Below are 23,136 nucleotides of genomic sequence, written 5' to 3' on the forward strand. Positions count from 1 at the left end.
ATGTTCACGGTCATTATCCCTGGTCGATATGCATCGACCCGTTTACCGGGTAAACCCCTCGCGGATATTCATGGCAAACCTATGATTGTTCGTGTAATGGAACAGGCTATGCGCTCTGGTGCAAACCGTGTCATTGTTGCAACCGATAATTTAGATGTTGTTGCAGCAGTTGAAAATGCGGGTGGAGAAGCCTGCATGACTCGCGAAGATCACCATTCGGGCACAGAACGTTTAGCGGAAGTCATTGAAAAATATAAATTTGTGGATGATGAGATAATCGTTAACGTACAAGGTGATGAGCCTCTTATTCCCCCTGTGATTATTACTCAAGTAGCCGAAAATTTGGCGAGTTGTGGTGCAGGAATGGCAACATTAGCAGTGCCTATTGTTGACTCAAAAGAAGCTTTTAACCCTAATGCGGTGAAAGTCGTGATGGATGCAAAAGGTTTCGCACTTTATTTTTCTCGTGCAACCATTCCTTGGGAAAGAGACCGTTTTAATTTATCACATGATGAAATTGGTGAGCATTATCTTCGTCATATTGGGATTTATGCTTATCGTGCAGGCTTTATTCGTCGATATATTACTTGGGAGCCAAGCCCATTAGAATCTATTGAAATGTTAGAGCAACTGCGAGTGCTGTGGTATGGCGAAAAAATCCATGTTGCAAAAGCATTAGAAGTTCCGGGTGTGGGTGTAGATACTCAAGATGATCTTGTTGCCGCCAGAGCTGCATATCGAGCACTTAACCAAGAGTTCTGATTTTTTAACAGTAACAAATAAATTTCAACGGCACTTAAATTAAGTGCCGTTTTTGCATCAGTTAGCAAAAATATTTCTAATTATTGGTTTTCTTCTTTATCAGATTGATGACTTTCATTTTCAGGAATAATTGCGGGTTGGCCAGCTGGTTTTACTGATTGCCACACCGACCCTAGAAACTCATACCATGCACGTTCACTGTGTTGAAAATAAGTCGCAGAAGGAAAATATTTTTCCCAAGGATGTAATGGTGAAGAGATAGCCAGTTGGTTAGCTGGTGCAACAATAGGTTTCATGCCTCGGGCTAAAAAGAAACGTTCCGCGCGTGCTAAATGATTGGCAGACGTCACAAGTAAAAATGGTTTCTTACCAATTAATTTATCAACTTCATAGGCTTCTTCTTCAGTATCTTTCGGTGTTGATAATGCGATAGTTCTCTCAGCAGGTACACCTAAAGATTGTGCTACCTGAGCTGCTACTTCTGCACTACTTATTTGATTAACACCAGCACCACCTGTAAAAATCATTATCGCATTAGGATTGTGATAATAAAGTCTTACACCTTCAGCAACACGAAATAAACTATTATTAAGAAGATTAGAACTGGGGGCCCAATCTGGGTTATAAGTAAATCCACCACCTAAAACAACAATGTAGTTCACATCTTGTTGCGAATTTTCTCGTAATTCATAACGAGCTTGATACTCTTTTTCACTAGGCATTAATAGTGTATCGGCAACAGGTTGTATGCCTAAAATAGTTAACAGAACAAGCACAACAGTGAGTAGGCTTTTTCCAGTTTTTTGCCAACGAGTAAACCAAAGTAGTGCTAATGCAAAAAAGGCGATTAATAAGAGCAAAGGCAAGGGCATCAGAAAGCCTGCAACATATTTTTTGAGCAAAAACAGCATAAATCATCCTAGATTGAGTGAAATACATGCAATTGATAGTGAAAGCTTAGTGAAAACTAGGGGAATTCCAAGACGTTGTGTCAAAATAGCTAACACAACAACGTTTCACTAAGTTTTCATCAATAGAAATAAAGAACCGTTTAATTATTTATAAAACGATAAACGTTTGAACGTTAATTTTTTCATTAATAAGCGTTATATTTATACTGCGCTTTGCGAATAATCTGATTCATGACTTATTTCTTGAGAGAAAACAGTCAGTATCATAGAACACTGGTAAAATTGCCGTCTTTATTTATGTACAGTGTCTCATATTTTTGAATTTATCAGAACGCAAAGAGCGCAAGTAGTAAGTTGTTATCATGAGGCGTTTTAATGTCAGATCGTAATTTTGACGATATTGCAGATAAATTCTCCCGCAATATCTATGGCACAACAAAGGGTAAAATACGTCAAGCGGTGATTTGGGAAGATTTACAACAATTATTGGCCCTCTTACCTAGTCGAAGTTTGCGTATTTTAGATGCAGGTGGAGGTGAAGGTTATTTCTCTCGTCAGCTTGCTAAATTAGGACACCAAATTATCTTATGTGATTTATCACAAGAGATGCTTAATCGTGCACAAGAGGCTGCGATTGAAGAGGGTGTTGTCGAGAACATGGCGTTTATTTGTTGTGCTGCTCAAGAGATTAAAGAGCATATAGATGAAGGGGTTGATTTAATTCTATTTCATGCAGTATTGGAATGGATCACGGATCAGAAAAACGCCGTAAATGTTCTTACCGATATGTTGTTACCTAATGGTATCTTATCGCTGATGTTTTACAATGCGAATGGCATTGTCATGAGAAATGCGATTTTAGGGAATTTTCATCTGGCAAATCCTGAGATCCCGCGTAGAAGAAAAAAATCGCTATCACCTCAAAATCCATTGCAACCCGAAGATGTTTATCAATGGCTAGATGAGTTTTCAATGACAATATTAGGAAAAACGGGTGTCCGTGTTTTCCATGATTATTTGCAAAGTCGTCAGTTACAAAATAAAGATTTTCCATCGTTGCTTGCATTAGAGCAACGATATTGTCGGCAAGAGCCCTATATCAGTCTGGGGCGTTACATTCATGTCATGGCACAAAAGCGTGTAAATTAAGGATGTACTATGAGTGATTTTACCCAGACAGTTCCTGAGTTAGTGTCTTGGGCGAGAAAAAATGATTTCTCAATCTCACTGCCACCAGAAAGATTAGCTTTTTTGATGGCTGTCGCTGTATTAAACAGCGAGCGCCTTGATGGCGAAATCAGTGAAGGGGAGTTAATTGATGCCTTTCGAGAAGTATGTAAAGGCTTCGAACAACCCGCAGAATCAATCCAAGTTCGTGCAAATAATGCCATTAATGACATGGTAAAGCAGCGACTTTTTAACCGTTTTACCAGTGAATTGGTAGAAGGTAATGCAATATACCGTTTAACCCCGTTGGGTATTGGAATTAGTGATTACTATATTCGCCAACGTGAATTTTCATCATTGCGCTTATCTATGCAACTTTCCATTGTGGCGGGTGAGTTGGATTCAGCAGCCAGTTCCGCTGAAGATGGTGGTGATGAATATCATTGGCATCGTAACGTTTTTGCGCCTTTAAAATATTCAGTGGCAGAAATTTTCGATAGCATTGATTTGTCTCAGCGGATCATGGATGAGCAACAAAATACAGTAAAAGAAGATATTGCTGCGCTATTAAACCAAGACTGGCAAGCCGCCATTTCAAGTTGTGAACAATTGTTATCTGAAACCTCGGGTACATTAAGAGAACTACAAGATACCCTTGAAGCTGCTGGTGATAAACTTCAAGCGAATCTCTTACGTATTCAAGAAGCAAACATGAATTCTGGTCATGTTGAGCAAATTGATACATTAGTATTTGAACTTCAAAGTAAGTTAGACCGCATTATTAGTTGGGGTCAGCAATCTATTGATTTATGGATTGGATACGATAGACATGTCCATAAATTTATTCGTACAGCGATTGATATGGATAAAAACCGTATTTTCTCTCGTCGTTTACGTCAATCCGTACAAAACTATTTCGACAGCCCATGGGCATTAACTTACGCTAATGCTGATCGGTTGTTTGATATGCGTGATGAAGAACTGGTTCTACGTGATGAAGAAGTCACGGGTGAGTTACCTGAAGAGCTTGAATATCAAATGTTCAGTGAAGTGAATGAACAAATAGCGCAATGGGTAGAGCAAGAGCTTGCTTCTTACAAATTGGAACAACGAGCATTAGATCTCAGTTCAGTGTTAGTTGAATACCTTAATCGTTATCCGCAACAGAAACATTTCGATGTTGCACGTATTGTTATTGATCAAGCAGTACGATTAGGTGTGGCGAAAGCTGAGCTCGCAGGATTACCTGCAAAATGGTCAGAAATTAACGAATATGGAGCTAAGGTACAAGCGCATGTCATCGATACATACTGAACAATTTATGCCAGCAAAACTGGCGCAGGCATTAGCGAACTCACTTTTTCCTGAACTGGATAGCCAGTTACGTGCAGGTCGACATATCGGTATAGACTCTCTGGATAATCATGCTTTCTTGATGGATTTCCAAGATGAGTTATCAGACTTTTATGCGCGTTATAACGTCGAATTAATTCGTGCACCAGAAGGTTTCTTCTATTTGCGGCCTCGCTCAACCACACTTATTCCACGCTCTGTTCTCTCTGAAATGGATATGTTGGTGGGGAAAATTCTTTGCTATCTCTATCTTAGTCCTGAACGATTAGCGAATCAGGGAATATTCACCGTTCAAGAGCTGTTCGATGAATTAAGAACATTAGCAGATGAAACCAAGCTTTTACGTTTAGTGAATCAGCGCTCAACAGGTTCTGATCTTGATTTGCAAAAATTACAAGAAAAGATGAGAACTTCGCTAAATCGTTTACGTCGTTTAGGCATGATTTCATTCTTATTAAATGATATGCAACGTTTTTCTATTACCGAATCTGTTTTCCGCTTTGGTGCCGATGTGCGTAGTGGCGATTCTCCACTTGAGGCTCAAATGCGAATGATCCGTGATGGTGAAGCAATGGCGCTTGAAGATAGCTCAGAAACTCTCAACGATGATGAAGAAAATGAAGATGAGCAATTACAATCCAGTGAAAATGATGCGGAGGGAGAAAATAAATGATTGAACGGGGAAAATTTCGCTCATTAACACTTATCAACTGGAATGGGTTTTTTGCTCGTACTTTTGATTTAGATGAGTTGGTGACTACGTTATCAGGTGGTAATGGTGCGGGTAAATCAACCACGATGGCTGCATTTATCACAGCCATGATCCCTGATCTTACTTTGCTTCATTTCCGTAATACCACAGAAGCAGGATCGACAAGCGGGTCACGTGATAAAGGGCTATACGGGAAACTGCGTCCTGGTGTGTGTTATGCCGTATTGGATGTGATTAACTCGCGTCACTTACGTGCTGTGGTTGGTGTCCGTTTACAGCAAATTGCAGGGCGTGATAAGAAAGTTGATATCAAACCCTTTATGATCCAAGGGCTGCCAATGGCAGAAAATCCAACAGAAATTTTGACTCAAGCTGTTGCGGATCGCCAAGCTCGTGTTTTACCGCTGAATGAATTAAAAGAAAAAGTTGAAGCTATTGATGGGGTTGTTTTCAGACAATTTAACTCTATCACTGATTTCCATGCGGTGATGTTTGATTTAGGGGTTATTCCTAAACGTTTACGTTCAGCGAGTGATCGCGCCAAATTCTATCGTTTAATTGAAGCCTCATTGTATGGCGGTATTTCAAGTGCGATTACACGCTCTTTACGTGATTATTTACTGCCTGAGAATAGCGGTGTAAGAAAAGCTTTCCAAGATATGGAAGGTGCATTGCGTGAAAATCGAATGACGCTTGAAGCCATTCGTGTCACTCAATCTGATCGTGACTTATTTAAGCACTTAATTACAGAAGCGACATCTTATGTTGCTGCTGACTATATGCGTCATGCCAATGAACGACGAATTCATTTAGATGAAGCTTTAACCGTGCGCCGTGAGTTATGGAGCCAGCGTAAATCCATTAATAGTGAAGCGTATCGTTTTGTTGAAATGGGTAAAGAATTAGAAGAGCAACAAGCATTATCTTCTGATCTTGAAGCGGATTATCAAGCGGCAAGTGACCGATTAAATTTAGTACAAAATGCAGTTCGCCAACAAGAGAAAATTGACCGCTATGTTGCTGATGTTGAAGAGATAACTTTTCGCTTAGAAGAACAAAGCGAAGTGGTTGAAGAAGCCGCATCTAAGAAAGAAGAGCTTGAAGCACGTGTAGAAGCGGCAGAAGAAGAAGTCGATGAACTGAAAAATCAGTTAGCAGACTATCAGCAAGCATTAGACGTACAACAAACACGAGCTATTCAATATCGCCAAGCTGTGCAGGCTTTAGAACGTGCTAAAGCACAATGTGATATTACGGATTTAGATGAAACTAATGCAGAGCAATGGGCTGAACGGATCCAAGCAAAAATTCAAACCATTACGCATTCATTACTTTCTATGGAGCAGAAACTTAATGTTTCTGAAGCAGCGAAAACACAATTCGATCAAGCCTATAAACTGGTGAGTTCAATTGTTGGTGAAGTTGAACGTCAAAATGCATGGGATGCTGCAAAAACGGCATTACGTGAGTGGTCTTCTCATCGACATCAAGCGGATAGGGTTCATCCTATTCGTATGCAATTAGCTGAATTAGAACAGCGTTTACATCAGCGAAACAATGCAGAACGTCAACTTGAAGAATTTAACAAACATCATGGTAAATCGATGGAGCCTGATGATCTGTTAATTCTTCAAGATGAATTAGAAGCAAAAATTGAAGAGCTTAGCGATTACGTTAATGAATCTGGCGAGCAGCGCATGCAAATGCGCCAAGAGTTAGATCAACTTAAACAACAAATTGAAAAACTGAAAAAACAAGCACCTGCATGGCTTGCGGCACAAGATGCGTTAACACAATTATGTGAGCAAACTCGTCAATCTTTTGAAACCGGTCATCAAGTAACAGAATATATGCAACAGTTACTTGAAAAAGAGCGTGAAGCCACTGTATTACGTGATGAAACTGCAACTCGTAAACAACAGACTGAAGCGCAAATTGAACGTTTAAGTCAGCCAAGTGGTGCTGAAGATGGGCGATTAATTACGTTAGCTGAACGCTTTAATGGTGTTTTATTATCAGAAATTTATGATGATATTACGTTAGATGATGCGCCTTATTTCTCTGCATTATATGGTCCAGCACGTCATGCGATTGTTGTACAAGATCTATCACAAGTTCAGGCGCAATTAGAAACGCTAGATGATTGCCCTGAAGATCTCTATTTTATCGAAGGTGATCCACAATCTTTCGATGACAGTGTATTTAATGCGCAAGAGATGGATAAAGCTGTTCTTATTAAAAGTTCTGATAGACAATGGCGTTATTCTCGCTACCCTGAAATTCCACTGTTTGGTCGAGCTGCGCGTGAAAATCAGTTAGAAATTTTATCTCGCCAGCGCGATGAGCTTTCTGAACTTTACGCGACACAAGCTTTTGATGTACAGAAGATCCAACGTGCTCACCATGCCTTTAGTCAGTTTGTGGGACAACATATTTCTGTAGCATTTGAGGCGGATCCTGAAGAGGATATTCGTCAACTCAACCAAAGACGTAACGAGCTAGAAAGAGCATTAACACAATACGAAGAGAGTACTCAGCAACAGCGTCAACATTATGCGCGCGCTAAAGAATCTCTAAATCTTCTTAATAAACTTATTCCTCAAGTTAATATCTTGATGGATGAAACACTGATTGATCGTGTTGAAGAGTTACGTGAAGAGCTGTATGCCGCTGAAGAGTCAATGCGTCACTTGCAACGTCATGAAAAAGCATTAGCAACGTTAGAGCCTATCGCTTCAATCTTGCAAAGTGATCCACAAGCGCATGAACAATTAGCCCAAGATTACGAACAAGCAAAAGCAGAACAGCAACGTTATCAGCAACAAGCTTTCTTGCTGGTGGAAGTGGTACAGCGCCGTCCTCACTTTAGTTATAGCGATGCCGTTGAAATTGTCAGTGAAAATAGTGATCTTAACGAGAAGCTACGTCACCGCTTAGAAATGGCTGAAACAGAACGCGCTACAGCAAGAGAACTTTATCGTCAGCAACAAGCGCAATGTGCTCAATTTAATCAAGTACTCGCATCATTAAAAAGCTCCTTTGATACTAAATCTGAATTACTCAGAGAGCTTGAGCAAGAGATGCGTGATACAGGGATCCATATTGATATAGGTGCAGAAGCCAGAGCCAAAGAACTGCGCGATCAACGCTATTCTGCAGTAAGTGCAAACCGTACACGTATTAGCCAACTTGAGCGAGATATCGCACTAAGTGAAGCTGAGCGAGATAATCTCACCAAGAAAATTCGTAAACTGGAACGTGACTACGTTCAAATTCGTGAGCATGTTGTGAGTGCAAAAGCGGGTTGGTGCGCGGTTATGCGATTAGTAAAAGAAAATGGAATGGAGCGTCGTTTACATCGTCGAGACTTTGCTTATCTTTCTGCTGATGAATTACGTTCAATGTCGGATAAAGCGTTAGGTGCATTACGCCAAGCGGTTGCTGATAATGAATATTTACGTGATGCGCTACGTCGCTCAGAAGATGCGAAATATCCCGATCGTAAAGTTCAGTTCTTTATTGCGGTATACCAGCATTTAAGAGAACGTATTCGCCAAGACATCATTAAAACGGATGATCCGGTTGATGCAATTGAACAGATGGAAATCGAGCTTGCTCGCTTAACTGAAGAGTTAACTAGCCGTGAGCAAAAGTTAGCGATTAGTTCACGAAGCGTCGCGAATATTATTCGTAAAACTATTCAGCGTGAGCAAAACCGTATTCGTATGCTAAACCAAGGTTTGCAAGCGGTTTCATTTGGTCAGGTGCGTGGTGTCCGACTCAATGTCAATATCCGTGAAAGTCACCAAGTGTTATTGGATGTGTTATCTGAAGAAGATAACCAGTATCAAGATCTATTTAAAAACCAAAACCTGACTTTCTCCGAAGCAATGGCGAAACTTTATCAGCGTTTAAACCCTCAAGTGGATATTGGTCAACGTATGCCACAAACTGTGGGTGAAGAGCTGTTAGATTACCGTAATTACCTTGAAATGGATGTTGAGGTTAATCGTGGACCAGAAGGTTGGTTAAAAGCAGAAAGTGGTGCTTTATCAACTGGTGAAGCAATTGGTACAGGGATGTCAATTCTGGTGATGGTTGTACAGAGCTGGGAAGAAGAATCACGACGTTTAAGAGGAAAAGATATTTCTCCTTGTCGTTTGCTCTTCCTCGACGAAGCAGCACGTCTAGATGCGAAGTCTATCGCAACGTTATTTGAGCTTTGTGATCGTCTTGATATGCAATTAATTATTGCAGCACCAGAAAATATCAGCCCAGAAAAAGGAACAACCTATAAATTAGTACGTAAAGTGTTCAATGGTACTGAGCATGTACACGTTGTTGGATTAAAAGGTTTTGGTCAACAGGCTGAAAAAGATAAAATTGCATCATCAAATGTTGCTGAAATAACAGAATAATTTTATTTCATTATTCGCCTCAAAGGGCAAGAACAAGGGCGCTACGGGCTTATGCTTATAGCGCCTTCTTTTTTAAAGTGTTACATAGATCAAAAAATGAAAGTAAATTAACAAAAAAATGAAATTATAAATAGCATAACGTGCGCTATATCTCATTTAAATGTAATCATGATGTTTATGATTGTTCCCGTATGTGATTAATATAAAAATTTAAAGGAAAGAGAATGCGTAAAGTCACGTTAGCTTTTAGTGCAATTGCTTTGGCGTTAAGCTTAAATGGCGCAGCAATGGCAAAAGTTCATATGCCAGAAGTGGTAAGCCCTGGTGTTACGGTTGCACAACTTGCACAACAGCAACCAATTAACTGGGTTTCTGTTGCAGATATCGAGAAAAGCTTAGCAGGCCAAGCACCAATGGCTGTGGGTTTTGATATTGATGACACCGTTCTGTTCTCAAGTCCAGGTTTTTACCGCGGTAAACTGGAATATTCTCCAAACGATTTCAGCTACCTGAAAAACCCAGAATTCTGGGAAAAAATGAATAACGAGTGGGATAAATTCAGTATGCCTAAACAAGTCGGTATCGATCTTGTTCAAATGCACTTAAAACGTGGTGATACTGTTTATTTCATTACTGGTCGTACTCAGACTAAAACTGAGACTGTGACCAAGTATGTACAAGAAGGCTTAAACATTCCTGCTGATAAAATGCAGCCTGTTATTTTTGCTGGTGACCAACCTGGCGCAAATAATAAAGTAAGCTGGATGCGTGATCATAAACTGAAAATTTACTACGGTGATGCTGATGCAGATATCGCAGCAGCAGATGAGCTGAACATCCGTGGTATCCGTATTCTGCGTGCAGCTAACTCTTCTTACCAACCACTGCCAAAAGCAGGTCAATTTGGTGAAGAAGTAGTTATCAATTCAGAGTACTAATCTTTACCCTTTGTTTACCTTTATTTGTAAGGCGTAGGAAACTGCGCCTTTTTCTATTTTAAAATACCTTCCATTTAAATAATCTTATTATCCATTCACAATTCTTTATTATTCATTAATAGTCTATTTTTAATTTGTCTGTTTTTTGTTCTTTTATTGTGTCTTTAATTAAATTATATATTTTGAATATAAAAAAGACTAAATAGTCTTTTTTTGATGAGATAAAATCAAATTTCTATCAGGGGCTTACAAAACTTTAAAAATATTAGTTTATTCCTATAAAACTCTTCTCCAAGCTCATCTAATATTCTAGGATACCAAAATAATAATAAGGAATGAGGGTAGAGGATTTATGGCGTATCAACCAATTAAAAGAGCAATCGCATATTCAGTTGTTATAGGTACACTCCTTTCTGGGCATTATGCAATGGCCACAGAAACAGAGTCAGTGACTTTATCTGCACCCGAAACAGAAAACACGACATTAGTTCCTGTAGCTAATGAAGCTATGCCAGAACCTGCAATTGTAGCAATGAATATTCCACAAGTGACCGAGTTAGAAGCAAGAACAAAATTGCAATCGTGGATCCCAACAGGATATGAACCGTTATATTTAGCCCAGCTAGTGAAAGTTTACCAAGCGAATAACTTAGCATTAATCTGGCAAGATGAAAAAATAGTACAGCAATTACAGCAACAAATTGCTGAAGTCGCTATTTCAGGTATTCAGCCCCAATTTGGGCAATGGTTAACACAATTAGGAACGCCTGAATTAACAAAAGAAGCGCGTGATCTTATTTTATCAGATGCTTTTTTAGGCTATATCAGTTTTGTTGAGCAAGTGAATAAATCAGGCATATCTTTACTGTATCGTAATGTGATGCAAACATTACCATCACCCACTGATAAATCAGTCGTAGAATTACAGCAAAATATCCAAAATAACACCTTAGGTAGTTTTGTTATTTCTTATGCACCATCTCATCCTTATTACAACTTAATGAAAGAAGAAGTGCGTAAGCAGTTACATAGCTCAGTTGTTTGGCCAGAAATGCAAGGAACAACATCATTAAAGCCAAATCAATCATCACAAGAAGTTATCCCTCTAAGACAGATTTTACGTAATTTAAAATTAATTCCTGAACTAGATGCGAATGAGCAGGAAATAGCAACAACTCTTTATGATGCACCTTTAGTTGCGGCTGTTAAATTATTTCAAACTGCGCATGGGTTAGAGCCTGATGGGATTATTGGGCGACAAACTCGAGTGTGGTTAAATATGACACCGGCACAACGTGCGAGTATTATGGCATTAAATATTCAACGTCTTCGCCTGACACCTGCCATTGGAGATACAGGAATTTGGGTTAACATTCCTGATTTTTCACTCTATTTTTATGCCAATAACGAGCTTATTCTTGATTCAAAAGTTATTGTCGGTCGTCCTGATAGAAAAACACCGATTATGAGTAGCGCATTAAATAACGTTGTGGTTAATCCACCTTGGAATGTGCCAACAAGTATGACTCGTAAAGATATTGTACCTAGAGGTAAAGCAGATCCTAGTTACTTTAGTCGTAAGGGATATACCATTTATTCAGGGTGGGGGAATGATGCTTATCCTATTAACCCTTATGACATTGATTGGCTAAATATGAGCGCAAATAACTTCCCTTACCGAATTTGGCAGGCTCCGGGGCCAACAAACTCATTAGGGCGTTATAAATTTAATATGCCAAATTCAGATGCGATATATCTGCATGACACACCAAACCATTCACTGTTCTCAAAAAATATGAGAGCAATAAGTTCAGGCTGTATTCGTGTTAATAAAGCGTCTGAACTTGCTTCAATTTTATTGGGTGATGCAGGATGGAAACAAGATAGAATTGATGCAGCATTAAAACGTGGTTCAACACAATATGCGCCAATTCCTGAACGTATTCCGGTTTATTTATATTATCAAACAGCATGGGTGGCTCAGGAAAATGCACCTCAATATCGTGCAGATATTTATGGTTATGACAAAGTCATTACTAATGCACAACCTTATTTAGAGAATATTAAGAAATACTTTTAATATAAATAAATATAAATTGAATAAAGGATAGCTAATTCAGCTGTCCTTTATTTTTATATAAATCAATAAGATAAAAATGTTTTTTTATGGTCTTCAATAAGATAACTAGAAATATAATAAATTATAAAATATTTTTAAAATTTCCATTAAAAATAGAATGATAAAAATAGAGATTAGTATAAATAACTAAATTTATAAAATTACTAATGGCGTTAAATTGAAATGAAGTGTTATTTACAATACTATACAAACGATAAGAAACAATTCGAGAAAAATATTGTCATAATAAAGGTTCTTCCTCCTGAAATAATTTGTTGAGTGCATATACTATGGATATTATTGATTCGCATCGCCGTAAGTGGCTGGGGCTTGGTATGGCCGCAGTGGGGTTAGGGTTATTGCCTTCTCATGCATTTGCTTCATTAGCAACACCTCGTCCAAAAATTCTTCGCTTTAATAATTTAAATACCGGTGAAACTATTAAAGCCGAGTTTTTTGATGGAAAACGCTATAATAAACATGAGCTTGCTAAATTAAACCACCTTTTTAGAGATTATCGTCAAAACAAAATCAAAACCATCGATCCCGCATTGTTTGACCAAATCTATTTACTGCAAGTCATGCTTAATAACAATAAGCCGGTTGAGCTTATTTCAGGTTATCGTTCATTAGTCACTAATAATAATTTGCGCCAAAGTAGTAGTGGTGTAGCAAAGAAAAGTTATCATACACGCGGACAAGCAATGGATTTTCGTTTAGTGGGCACAGATCTTTCTAAAGTTCGTCAAGTCGCATTAAGAATGAAAGCGGGTGGTGTAGGCTATTATCCAAGAAGTAATTTTGTGCATATTGATACAGGACCTGTTCGCTCATGGTAATCTATTGAGAATTAGTTAATAGAGAGTGGAGTGATTCATGATGTATCACATTGTACCTGTGACAAATTATATGCAAAATTGCACCCTTATTTGGTGCGATGAAACGAAGGAAGCGGCAATTGTTGATCCCGGTGGAGATGTCGAAACGCTAATTGCGGAAATCGAGGCACGCCAATTAACATTAACCAAAGTATTATTAACACACGGACACTTTGATCATATTGCAGGCACCTCTCAAATTGTCGAGCACTTCAATGTTCCTGTTTATGGTCCTCATAAAGATGATAATTTCTTATTAGAGGAATTAGAACAGCAGTGTCGTATGTTTAATTTTCCTTGTGGAAAATCATTTACACCAGATAGTTGGTTAAATGAGGGTGATACCGTAACAATCGGTAAAACAATTTCGTTAGCTGTTTTACATTGTCCTGGGCATACACCGGGGCATATTATTTTTGTAAATCATCAGAATAAGATTATCTCTATGGGAGATGTATTATTCAAAGAAAGTATTGGTCGTACCGATTTCCCACGTGGAAACCATGCTGATCTTATTGCTTCAATCAAAAATAAAGTCTTACCTTTAGGCGATGATTATCTGTTTATTCCGGGACATGGCTCTATGTCTAATTTAGGGCATGAGCGTCAATTTAACCCTTTCTTACAAGATGAAATGCCAATCTGGTAATAGTACGCTGATATAAGCGAATAAATATGAAAGCTCTTTATTATAAAGAGCTTTTTTATCAGTAAAAAATATAATTTGTATTTCTATTACTTTAAATAAAAATGCCACGTTGTTAATAACGTGGCATTTATCTTAATTACACTGTAGAAGGTAATTAGAGTACTGCAACAATGGCTTCACATAGTGGAACCATATTCTCAAGAGTTAAACCAGCAACGTTAATACGACCAGATCCCACGATATAAATACCGTATTCAGCACGTAAACGCTCAACTTGCTCTTTATTTAAACCACTAAATGAGAACATACCATTTTGGTCGATAATAAAGCTAAAGTCTTGCTTAGCACCTTTTTCTTGTAGCGTGGTTACTAACAGTTGACGCATACGCTGAATACGTTCACGCATGGTTGTTAGCTCTTCAACCCATTCTTCTTTTAACTCTGGGTTGGAAAGAATAGTTGTTACTACAGAAGCACCGTGTGCTGGTGGATTTGAGTAGTTTGCACGAATAATTGCTTTTGCTTGGCTAAAGGCTTTTTCAGCAGTATCACTGTCTTTGGTGACAATGGTACATGCACCTACACGCTCATTGTAAAGACCGAAGTTTTTAGAATATGAACTTGCAACAATAAGCTCAGGATTTTTTTCTGCAAAGAGGCGTAAGCCTTGTGCATCTTCTTCTAGACCACGAGCAAAACCTTGATATGCAAAGTCAAAAACAGGTAACCAGCCTTTTTCTGCTGATAGTTCAGCTAATTGGCGCCATTGTTCTTCAGTTGGATCAATACCGCTTGGGTTATGACAGCAACCGTGGAACAGAACAACATCACCTGCTTGAGCTTTAGCAAGGCTTGCTAACATGCCTTCAAAATCTAACCCATGATTTTCTGCATCGTAATAATCATAATTGCAGATCTCAAGACCCGCAGTTTGGAAAATATTATTATGGTTAGGCCAAGTTGGATTACTTATCCAAACACGTTTTGCAGTGGTTTGTTGAGCAATAAAATCAGCAGCAATACGTAATGCACCTGTACCACCTGGGGCTTGAGCTGTGCGTGCGCGTTTTTCAGAGATAATAGGATGTTGTTCACCAAACAAAAGTGCTTGGGTCACATTGCCAAATTCAGGGATACCGCTAATAGGAAGGTAGTTTTTAGTGGTTTCGTTTTCTAACAGGTATTTTTCTGCTTTCTTAACTGTGGTCAAAACAGGGGTTTTGCCTGTTTCATCCTTGTAAACACCAATCCCTAAGTTAATTTTGTTTTCACGAGGATCAGAACGGAAACTATCAGCTAAACCCAGAATAGGATCGGCTGGTGCAGCAATGATTTTCTCAAACATAGTGTAATTGTTCCCTAAGCTCAAAACGAAGCCGAAATATGAGTATCAAGAGTAACGCTATGAGGCCTTTTTGCCAACTGTTTGTAGATAAATTAACAAGAAGTTGTGAACTAAGTGAGAATAAATAGCAAATCAAGATGTAAATAAGTGAATATCCTGTGATTACATTAACATGTAAAAATAATCACTAAAAAGGCAGGATTGTTTAGTATGATAAACTTTTGAATATTTCAAAAATGGAAACTACATAGAGTGCTATCACAAGAGAGACGCTAATCAAGCGTGATTAATATAGGGATAAAATAAAAAGATAAGGGAAAGGAGAGAGCAGGTGTGCCAAATTATGCAAATAAAAAAGCAACACCGAAGTGTTGCTTTTCAAATCAATTAACTTGACTGTTTAATTACCTAAGCGGTAATTAGAACTGATAAGTCAGACCTAAACCAACTACGTTGTCAGTTGCAATGTTAGCATCTTTAGTGAAATCATTTTTGTCTAACAGGTTGATTTTATAATCAATCACAGCAGTCATGTTTTTGTTAAATTTGTAGAAAGAACCTACAGAGATATATTTAACTAAATCTTGATTGTTATCATATCCAGTAGCACCAATATCACGACCTAAATCTTTACCTTTAGATTGGACATATGCTAAAGAAGGTTTGATACCTAAATCTTTAAAGTCATACTGTGCTGTTAACTCGATATTTTGAGTTTTATTAGCAACTAAACCATCTTTAGCTTTACCAAAGTAAGTCATGTTACGGGTTTCACCGTACATTGCTGCTAAATAAACATTGTTAGCTTCGAATTTACCACCGAAGTTCCATGCTTCAGCACGCTCTCCACCAGCTAAGCTAGCGTGTTGTTGTGGAGCTGTACGAGCAGAGCTAGAGTAACCACCACCCAGTGTTACGCCCCAGCCTAAGTTATAAGCTGTAGAGAAACCGAAACCGTCGCCATTGGCTTTTACATCAGCGGTGCTTGAATCTGGATTTTGTGGGTTATAAGAACCACGAGTATTGTTGGTATTTTCGTTGTTTTTGCCTTGGTATTGCAGAGCAAAGCTCAGGCCATCAACATAACCAAACATGTTGTTGTTACGGTAAGTCAGAACGCCAGTAGTACGGCTAGTCATGAACACATCAGTTTGTGCCATTGAGTCGCCACCCCATAAAGGCAGAACGTCTGTCCATGCGTTGGTGTCGTAAATTACACCGTAGTTACGACCGTAGTCTAATGAACCGAAGTCAGCAAATTTAAAACCAGCATAAGCGAAACGAGTTTTTGAAGAGTTTTCGCTTTCAGTTGTGTTAGTTTTAACTTCGTATTCAAAACGACCGAAACCAACTAAATCTTTATTGATTTGAGTTTCGCCTTTGAAGCCGATACGTGCACGAGATGCATCACCGTCTTCACCTGAGTCTTTATTAGCGAAGTAATGACGAACGTCAACTTTACCGTAGATGTCTACTTTGTTGCCGTCTTTGTTATACATTTCAGCTGCATTTGCTGCACCAGCAAACATTAAAGCTGGGATTACCACTGCAAGAAGATTGCGCTTCATCATTATTATTACCCTCATTGGTGTTATTCAGACACCTTTGCCACTGCCAGAAATAGTTTCTTAATTTTTATGGAACTATTTATGAGAGTTAAGTGTCGTCTGTGTCGGGTGACAGTGTTCCATTGGTAAAAAATTTTATCTACCCCCAATTTGCTACAAAAACGAAAAAAGTGTAACAAATTGTAACTATGTATTTCAAAGTGTGTATTTTGGGGAACTTTTGAATCAAATAACAGCCATGCATAAAAAAAGCCAACCTTGAGGTTGGCTTCTTCGCTTAAGTAAAACTAGTACAATAAAACAGCAATGCAAATTTCCAGTTGAATACTAATTAATCACTAAATTAAAAATCTGCATTTCTTGGTGTGCGTGGGAATGGAATAACTTCACGAACGTTTGCGACACCGGTCACATAAGCAACTAAACGTTCAAAACCTAAACCAAATCCTGAATGAGGTACAGTGCCATAACGACGCAGGTCGCGATACCACCAGTAGTCTTCTTTGCTCATTCCCATTTCGTCTAAACGTTTATCAAACATATCTAAACGCTCTTCACGTTGAGAACCACCGATGATTTCACCAATTCCCGGCGCTAATACGTCCATTGCTGCAACTGTTTTACCGTCTTCATTCATACGCATATAGAATGCTTTGATATCTTTCGGGTAGTTTTTCACAACAACAGGTGCTTTAAAGTGTTTCTCTGCAAGATAACGCTCATGCTCAGAAGAGAGGTCAACACCCCAATAAACTGGGTTTTCAAATTTCTCACCACAGTTTTCAAGCACAGTGACCGCATCGGTATAATCGATTTGAGCAAAATCAGAAGTGATAAAGTTCTCTAAGCGTGTGATAGCGTCTTTATCGACACGTTGTGCAAAGAATTCCATATCATCTTTACGCTCTGCTAACACTGCCGCAAAGGTGTATTTCAGCATTTTTTCGGCAAGTGCTGCGATATCGTTAAGATCAGCAAATGCCACTTCAGGCTCAACCATCCAGAATTCAGCAAGGTGGCGACTGGTATTTGAGTTTTCAGCACGGAATGTTGGACCGAAAGTATACACTTTGCTTAATGCAGAAGCGTAAGTTTCACCATTTAGCTGACCAGAAACAGTTAAAAACGCTTCACGGCCAAAAAAGTCTTCACTGAAATCGACTTCGCCTTTATCTGTGCGTGGCAGATTGTTCATATCTAATGTAGAGACACGGAACATCTCACCTGCACCTTCTGTATCAGCTGCTGTGATCAGTGGCGTAGAAACCCAGAAGAAGCCTTGTTCATCGAAGAAACGATGTAGTGCTTGTGCTAATGTGTGACGAACACGAGCAACTGCACCAATTAAGTTAGTACGAGGACGTAGGTGAGCAACTTCACGTAGGTACTCAATACTATGACGTTTGGCGGCCATCGGATAAGTTTCCGGATCATCGACCATTCCTACCACAACAACATTGGTGGCATGAATTTCAAAGTTCTGTCCCTGGCCCGGAGATTCAACAATTTTACCGGTGACTTCCACAGAACAGCCTGTGGTTAAGTGCAGCACTTCATCTTGATAATTCGGTAAATTATTATTAATGATGGCCTGTACTGGATTAAAGCAGGAACCGTCATAGACGGTAAGAAATGAGATACCAGCTTTTGAATCTCTTCTTGTACGTACCCAACCGCGAACGGTGACGTCTTCGCCAACCGCGATACGGCCTTGCAGTACGTCGACTACAGGCGCAACGATCATAAATAAATCTCTCTTCGTTTAATTAAAATAATTGTTTGGTTAATTCATTCTGCCCCTGTCGGACAGTTTTTCTATGTTACTTGCAATAGCGCAGGAAACAAGTAGGAAATTTTAGTTTAAAGAGTCAATAAAGAAGAGAAAAGCTTTTGTATAAAATAAATTGATAAAAATAGATGAAATATTGATGAAAGTAGTGGTTATGGCAGAGGTATAATAAAAGAAAGGGCAATTATTACCCTTTCTTTTATTTATAAAGAATTTTCGTTAATTAACAGGCTTGTTTAACCAAAGGAACATCAAAGGCTTTGCGTAGCTTGTCAACAAAGTCATTGTCTTCACAAATGGTTTTGCCTGGACTATCTGATAATTTAGCAACTGGCTTACCATTACACTCCACCAGCTTAATCACAATATTAAGCGGTGTGATTTCAGGAATGTTGCAAGTAAGTCGAGTACCAATACCAAAGATCAAACGAATACGCTTATGGAAATGTTTATAAAGTACCAGTGCTTTTTGAAAATCGAGACTATCAGAAAAGACTAATACTTTACTCATTGGGTCAATGCCCAATTTTTCGTAATGCGCGATCGCTTTTTCACCCCATTCAATTGGATCTCCTGAGTCGTGACGTAAACCTTGGTAGCTCTCTGCAAAGGTTTTATCAAAATCACGCAAAAACGCATCCATTGTAATGCAATCTGTTAATGCAATACCTAATTGATCTGGATATTCATCTAACCAAGACTGCAAGGCGGCGCGCTGGCTGTTTGCTAGTTCAGGGCTAATCTGTTGATGAGCTTGAAACCACTCGTGAGCCTGTGTACCCACTGGGGCTAATTGCATCCGTTCAGCTAAATGATAGTTACTTGTACCAATAAGATAGGGAAAATGATTTTTCAGCTCATCCACAATGGCACACTGAACATCATAAGAAAAACGGCGACGAGTGCCAAAATCCATCAATTTGAAATCAGCTAAGTCAATCTGTTGCTCAGCAGCATCACGGTAGAAGATATCAATTAATTTACGTAGTTGATTAACTGCATCGTCAGGAGTGACTTGAGGCGAGCGAGCACGATGTACAATTTCACTCACTAAAGCCAACAAAGGAACTTCCCATAGAATAACTTCACGCCAAGGGCCTGTTATTCTGATCGTTAGTTGGTTTTCAGGTGTTGTTGAAATTTCGACTTGTTCTGGTTTAAAACGGAAATGCTTAAACCATTGCAGATAGTCATCTTTGAAAAAGGGGAGACTCTGAAGATAGTCAAATTCTTCATTCGTTAATGACAGGTCTGCCATCATATTAACTTGATGGCGTAAGGTTGTTGCATATTCACCTAGACGTTCATCACTCCGGCAACGGAACTCAGCAACGACAGGAATATCACTATAATGGTGGTAAACCGCTTGTTGCATGTGGAGCTTATATGCATCGGTATCCAACAGTGATGTAATAATCGGTGTAGCGTCTAAAATCATAGCGCGTCAAGCATCCTCACGGAGCGTTTTTATGTCTGCTAAATCGTTAAGGTTGGAGAGTATACCCGAATATGACGACAAAGCGTCACTATTCAACAATATTTCTCTGCGACATAAAAACAAGCTGTAAAACTTAGATGAGTTTACCACGTTAAACATAATTTGGGAGTATATTAGCATCATTTACCAAATAAATTGATTACATGTATTAATAAACTGTTAACATTCTGTTGACTTTTGATGTTTTCAATTGAATATTCGACTGGCTAAACAGATTTTTGACGAGTAAGCTTTGGTAATATAACCGTTAAATAGTCGTGTTAACTAAAAGGTTTTTTCTATGACACAACAAAGAATCGCGAAATTTCGCAAAGATTATCGTGCCCCTGACTACACAATCACCGATTTACATCTTGATTTTATCTTAGATAAAGAAAACACTCAGGTTACAGCGATCAGTCAATGTAAACGTCTAAACTCAAATGCAACAGCATTGGTATTAGATGGTGAAGACTTAACATTAAAGTCAATTGCAGTAAATGATGTTGCTTGGACACACTATAAAGAAGAAAACGGCAAACTCATCATTGAACAATTGCCAGAGCAATTTACATTAAAAATTGTTAACGAGATTAATCCATCGGCTAATACAGCATTAGAAGGGCTGTATGTTTCTGGTGATGCATTATGTACACAGTGCGAAGCTGAAGGCTTCCGCCATATTACCTACTATTTAGATAGACCGGATGTGTTAGCTCGTTACACCACAACAATTACCGCAGACAAAAAACAGTATCCTTATTTATTGTCAAATGGTAACCGTATTGCACAAGGTGAACTTGATGATGGCCGTCATTGGGTAACATGGGAAGATCCACATCCAAAACCAAGTTATTTATTTGCGGTAGTGGCGGGTGACTTTGATGTATTACGAGATACTTTTATCACCAAAAGCGGTCGTGAAGTCGCTTTAGAGCTTTTTGTTGATAAAGGTAATTTAGATCGTGCCGATTGGGCAATGACATCATTGAAAAATGCGATGGCATGGGATCAATCTCGCTTTAATTTAGAATACGATCTCGATATCTATATGATAGTCGCTGTTGACTTCTTTAATATGGGTGCGATGGAGAATAAAGGACTGAATGTCTTTAACTCTAAATATGTACTAGCCAAAAGTGAAACGGCAACGGACAAAGATTATTTAGGAATTGAGTCTGTTATTGGTCATGAATATTTCCATAACTGGACAGGTAACCGTATCACTTGTCGTGATTGGTTCCAGTTAAGCCTAAAAGAAGGTTTAACGGTTTTCCGTGATCAAGAATTTAGCTCTGATTTAGGCTCTCGTTCTGTTAATCGTATCAATAATGTACGGGTGATGCGTACTGCTCAGTTCGCCGAAGATGCAAGCCCTATGGCGCATCCAATTCGTCCTGACAGTGTGATCGAAATGAACAACTTCTATACTTTAACGGTATATGAAAAAGGTTCGGAAGTGATCCGAATGATCCACACCTTATTAGGCGAAGAGCAATTCCAAGCTGGCATTCAAATGTATATTCATCGTCATGATGGTAGTGCTGCAACTTGTGACGATTTTATTCAAGCAATGGAAGATGCCTCTAATGTTGATCTGACTTTATTCCGTCGTTGGTATAGCCAATCAGGTACGCCACAACTGACAGTTCGTGATAGTTATGATGCTAATAAAAAGCAATACACTTTAACTGTTAGTCAAATGACGCCATCGACAGCAGATCAAACTGAAAAACAGCCGTTACATATTCCATTAGATATTGAATTGTATGATAGCAAAGGCAATGTGATCCCACTGCGTTCACAAGGTCAAACTATTTCTAATGTATTAAATGTGGTACGTGAAGAGCAACACTTTATCTTTGACGATGTGCCAGAACAACCGATCCCATCTTTATTACGTGAATTCTCTGCGCCTGTAAAACTAGACTATCCATTTACGGATGAGCAACTCTCATTCTTAATGAAATATGCACGTAATGCATTTTCACGTTGGGATGCAGCCCAAGCATTATTAGGCCGCTATATAAAAGAAAATGTTGCTCGAGTTCAAAAGGGTGAAACCTGCATTTTGCCTGAAATGGTGGTTGATGCTTTCCGTGCAGTATTACTTGATAAAGATATTGATCCGGCATTAGCTGCACTTATTCTGACATTACCAACAGATGTTGAAGCGGGCGAATCATTTAGTATTATTGATCCTGTCGCTATCCATAAAGCGCTTGGTTTTATCCGTAAAACACTGGCAACTGAAATGGCCGATGAATTTTCTGCTGTTTATCATTCAATGCATATTGGTGCTTATCGTGTTGATCATGATGATATTGCAAAACGTGATTTACGTAATGTTTGCTTAGGTTATTTAGCAGTTGAAAATGAGCAAACAGGCAACAAACTTGTTGATGCGCAATATCACAACAGCGATAACATGACCGACGCGCTAGCCGCACTTAGCGCTGCTGTAATGGCTCAGTTACCTTGCAAAGATGCGTTATTACAAGAATTCGATGATAAATGGCATCAAGACGGTTTAGTGATGGATAAATGGTTTAGTTTACAAGCCATGAGTCCAGCAACAGATGTGTTACAGACAGTACGTAGTCTGTTATCTCATCGCTCATTTACACTTGCAAACCCTAACCGTACTCGTGCGTTAATTGGCGCATTTGTAAATAATAACCCAGTCGCTTTCCACGCTGAAGATGGTTCTGGTTACTTATTATTGACAGAAATTCTGACTGACTTAAATAGCCGTAATCCACAAGTTGCATCACGTCTTATTGAGCCGTTTATCCGTCTCAAACGTTATGATGCAACACGCCAAGAAAAAATGCGTACAGAGTTATTAAAACTGAAAGAACTTGAGAATTTATCAGGTGATTTATATGAGAAAATCACCAAAGCTTTAGCTGATTAATATTACGTTTTATATCACTTTATGAGTGAGTGAATAGTATAAAATCAGCATGATAATTAGATCCCCAGCATAGTCTGGGGATTTTTTATGGCGAATTGTGAAATTGAAACGTTTACTTTTCGTGCTTTTATCT

At 38.8% G+C, this 23,136-nt stretch carries 15 protein-coding genes; 10 read left to right on the plus strand and 5 right to left on the minus strand.

Translation table 11 applies throughout. The annotated features are described in order from the left end of the window. The gene (kdsB, locus tag GTH25_RS05825) at window positions 1–762 is read left to right on the plus strand and encodes a 3-deoxy-manno-octulosonate cytidylyltransferase (RefSeq protein WP_164530386.1); all 762 of its coding nucleotides are present in this window, start codon (window positions 1–3) and stop codon (window positions 760–762) included. Between the two features lie 80 nt (window positions 763–842). Here the strand turns inward: kdsB and elyC are convergent, their stop codons facing one another. After that, window positions 843–1,673: an envelope biogenesis factor ElyC gene (gene elyC, locus GTH25_RS05830; protein WP_164530387.1), complete on the minus strand. Its 831-nt coding sequence runs from the start codon at window positions 1,671–1,673 to the stop codon at window positions 843–845. Window positions 1,674–2,048: 375 nt separating this feature from the next. Between elyC and cmoM the strand changes: the two genes are divergently transcribed. From cmoM to GTH25_RS05870, 8 genes are all read left to right on the plus strand, one after another. Next, window positions 2,049–2,822: a tRNA uridine 5-oxyacetic acid(34) methyltransferase CmoM gene (gene cmoM, locus GTH25_RS05835; protein ID WP_075673560.1), complete on the plus strand. Its 774-nt coding sequence runs from the start codon at window positions 2,049–2,051 to the stop codon at window positions 2,820–2,822. A 9-nt stretch (window positions 2,823–2,831) separates the two neighbouring features. After that, window positions 2,832–4,154 carry a chromosome partition protein MukF gene (gene mukF / locus GTH25_RS05840; RefSeq protein ID WP_075673561.1) on the plus strand — a complete coding sequence of 441 codons (1,323 nt, stop codon included), beginning with the start codon at window positions 2,832–2,834 and terminating at the stop codon, window positions 4,152–4,154. Beyond that, a complete protein-coding gene (gene mukE, locus GTH25_RS05845; protein WP_109419886.1) occupies window positions 4,135–4,866 on the plus strand; it encodes a chromosome partition protein MukE in 732 nt (243 codons plus the stop codon). The genes mukF and mukE overlap by 20 nt, the downstream gene beginning before the upstream one ends. Beyond that, window positions 4,863–9,323, plus strand: a complete 4,461-nt coding sequence (gene mukB, locus GTH25_RS05850; RefSeq protein ID WP_099659764.1) for a chromosome partition protein MukB — start codon at window positions 4,863–4,865, stop codon at window positions 9,321–9,323. The genes mukE and mukB overlap by 4 nt, the downstream gene beginning before the upstream one ends. 224 nt (window positions 9,324–9,547) lie before the next feature. After that, complete coding sequence (gene aphA / locus GTH25_RS05855; protein ID WP_075673564.1) at window positions 9,548–10,261, plus strand: acid phosphatase AphA; 714 nt, start codon at window positions 9,548–9,550, stop codon at window positions 10,259–10,261. A gap of 352 nt (window positions 10,262–10,613) precedes the next feature. Next, on the plus strand, window positions 10,614–12,341 hold the full coding sequence (ldtD, locus tag GTH25_RS05860; protein ID WP_164530388.1) for a L,D-transpeptidase: 1,728 nt from the start codon (window positions 10,614–10,616) through the stop codon (window positions 12,339–12,341). Window positions 12,342–12,670: 329 nt separating this feature from the next. Further along, window positions 12,671–13,219: a peptidoglycan L,D-endopeptidase MepK gene (locus GTH25_RS05865; protein ID WP_075673124.1), complete on the plus strand. Its 549-nt coding sequence runs from the start codon at window positions 12,671–12,673 to the stop codon at window positions 13,217–13,219. A 37-nt stretch (window positions 13,220–13,256) separates the two neighbouring features. Beyond that, window positions 13,257–13,907 (plus strand): MBL fold metallo-hydrolase, encoded by a 651-nt coding sequence (locus GTH25_RS05870; RefSeq protein WP_156733155.1) that lies wholly within the window; start codon window positions 13,257–13,259, stop codon window positions 13,905–13,907. A gap of 154 nt (window positions 13,908–14,061) precedes the next feature. Here GTH25_RS05870 and GTH25_RS05875 read toward each other — a convergent pair whose 3' ends face one another. The 4 genes from GTH25_RS05875 to pncB form a co-directional block, all read right to left on the minus strand. Further along, window positions 14,062–15,252, minus strand: coding sequence for an amino acid aminotransferase (locus tag GTH25_RS05875; RefSeq protein WP_075673126.1), 1,191 nt, complete (start codon window positions 15,250–15,252; stop codon window positions 14,062–14,064). A 419-nt stretch (window positions 15,253–15,671) separates the two neighbouring features. After that, entirely contained in the window at window positions 15,672–16,823 is a 1,152-nt protein-coding gene (locus GTH25_RS05880) for a porin (protein WP_075673127.1), read from the minus strand. Between the two features lie 340 nt (window positions 16,824–17,163). Continuing rightward, window positions 17,164–18,564, minus strand: a complete 1,401-nt coding sequence (gene asnS / locus GTH25_RS05885; RefSeq protein WP_109402632.1) for an asparagine--tRNA ligase — start codon at window positions 18,562–18,564, stop codon at window positions 17,164–17,166. Between the two features lie 268 nt (window positions 18,565–18,832). After that, window positions 18,833–20,047, minus strand: a complete 1,215-nt coding sequence (pncB, locus tag GTH25_RS05890; protein WP_075673129.1) for a nicotinate phosphoribosyltransferase — start codon at window positions 20,045–20,047, stop codon at window positions 18,833–18,835. Between the two features lie 340 nt (window positions 20,048–20,387). On the opposite strand from pncB, the gene pepN reads away from it, so the two are divergent. Then, window positions 20,388–23,003: an aminopeptidase N gene (gene pepN, locus GTH25_RS05895; RefSeq protein ID WP_164530389.1), complete on the plus strand. Its 2,616-nt coding sequence runs from the start codon at window positions 20,388–20,390 to the stop codon at window positions 23,001–23,003. The last annotated feature ends 133 nt before the right edge of the window (window positions 23,004–23,136 follow it).

The sequence above is a fragment of the Proteus terrae subsp. cibarius genome (assembly GCF_011045835.1).
GTDB lineage: Bacteria > Pseudomonadota > Gammaproteobacteria > Enterobacterales > Enterobacteriaceae > Proteus > Proteus cibarius.

Excerpts from the sequence above, each read along its gene's own strand:
- cmoM (WP_075673560.1), top strand. The coding sequence starts at position 2,049 with ATGTCAGATCGTAATTTTGACGATATTGCAGATAAATTCTCCCGCAAT.
- pncB (WP_075673129.1), bottom strand. The coding sequence starts at position 20,047 with ATGATTTTAGACGCTACACCGATTATTACATCACTGTTGGATACCGAT.
- GTH25_RS05870 (WP_156733155.1), top strand. The coding sequence starts at position 13,257 with ATGATGTATCACATTGTACCTGTGACAAATTATATGCAAAATTGCACC.
- mukF (WP_075673561.1), top strand. The coding sequence starts at position 2,832 with ATGAGTGATTTTACCCAGACAGTTCCTGAGTTAGTGTCTTGGGCGAGA.
- aphA (WP_075673564.1), top strand. The coding sequence starts at position 9,548 with ATGCGTAAAGTCACGTTAGCTTTTAGTGCAATTGCTTTGGCGTTAAGC.
- elyC (WP_164530387.1), bottom strand. The coding sequence starts at position 1,673 with ATGCTGTTTTTGCTCAAAAAATATGTTGCAGGCTTTCTGATGCCCTTG.
- GTH25_RS05880 (WP_075673127.1), bottom strand. The coding sequence starts at position 16,823 with ATGATGAAGCGCAATCTTCTTGCAGTGGTAATCCCAGCTTTAATGTTT.
- kdsB (WP_164530386.1), top strand. The coding sequence starts at position 1 with ATGTTCACGGTCATTATCCCTGGTCGATATGCATCGACCCGTTTACCG.
- mukE (WP_109419886.1), top strand. The coding sequence starts at position 4,135 with ATGTCATCGATACATACTGAACAATTTATGCCAGCAAAACTGGCGCAG.
- mukB (WP_099659764.1), top strand. The coding sequence starts at position 4,863 with ATGATTGAACGGGGAAAATTTCGCTCATTAACACTTATCAACTGGAAT.
- GTH25_RS05865 (WP_075673124.1), top strand. The coding sequence starts at position 12,671 with ATGGATATTATTGATTCGCATCGCCGTAAGTGGCTGGGGCTTGGTATG.
- ldtD (WP_164530388.1), top strand. The coding sequence starts at position 10,614 with ATGGCGTATCAACCAATTAAAAGAGCAATCGCATATTCAGTTGTTATA.
- asnS (WP_109402632.1), bottom strand. The coding sequence starts at position 18,564 with ATGATCGTTGCGCCTGTAGTCGACGTACTGCAAGGCCGTATCGCGGTT.
- pepN (WP_164530389.1), top strand. The coding sequence starts at position 20,388 with ATGACACAACAAAGAATCGCGAAATTTCGCAAAGATTATCGTGCCCCT.
- GTH25_RS05875 (WP_075673126.1), bottom strand. The coding sequence starts at position 15,252 with ATGTTTGAGAAAATCATTGCTGCACCAGCCGATCCTATTCTGGGTTTA.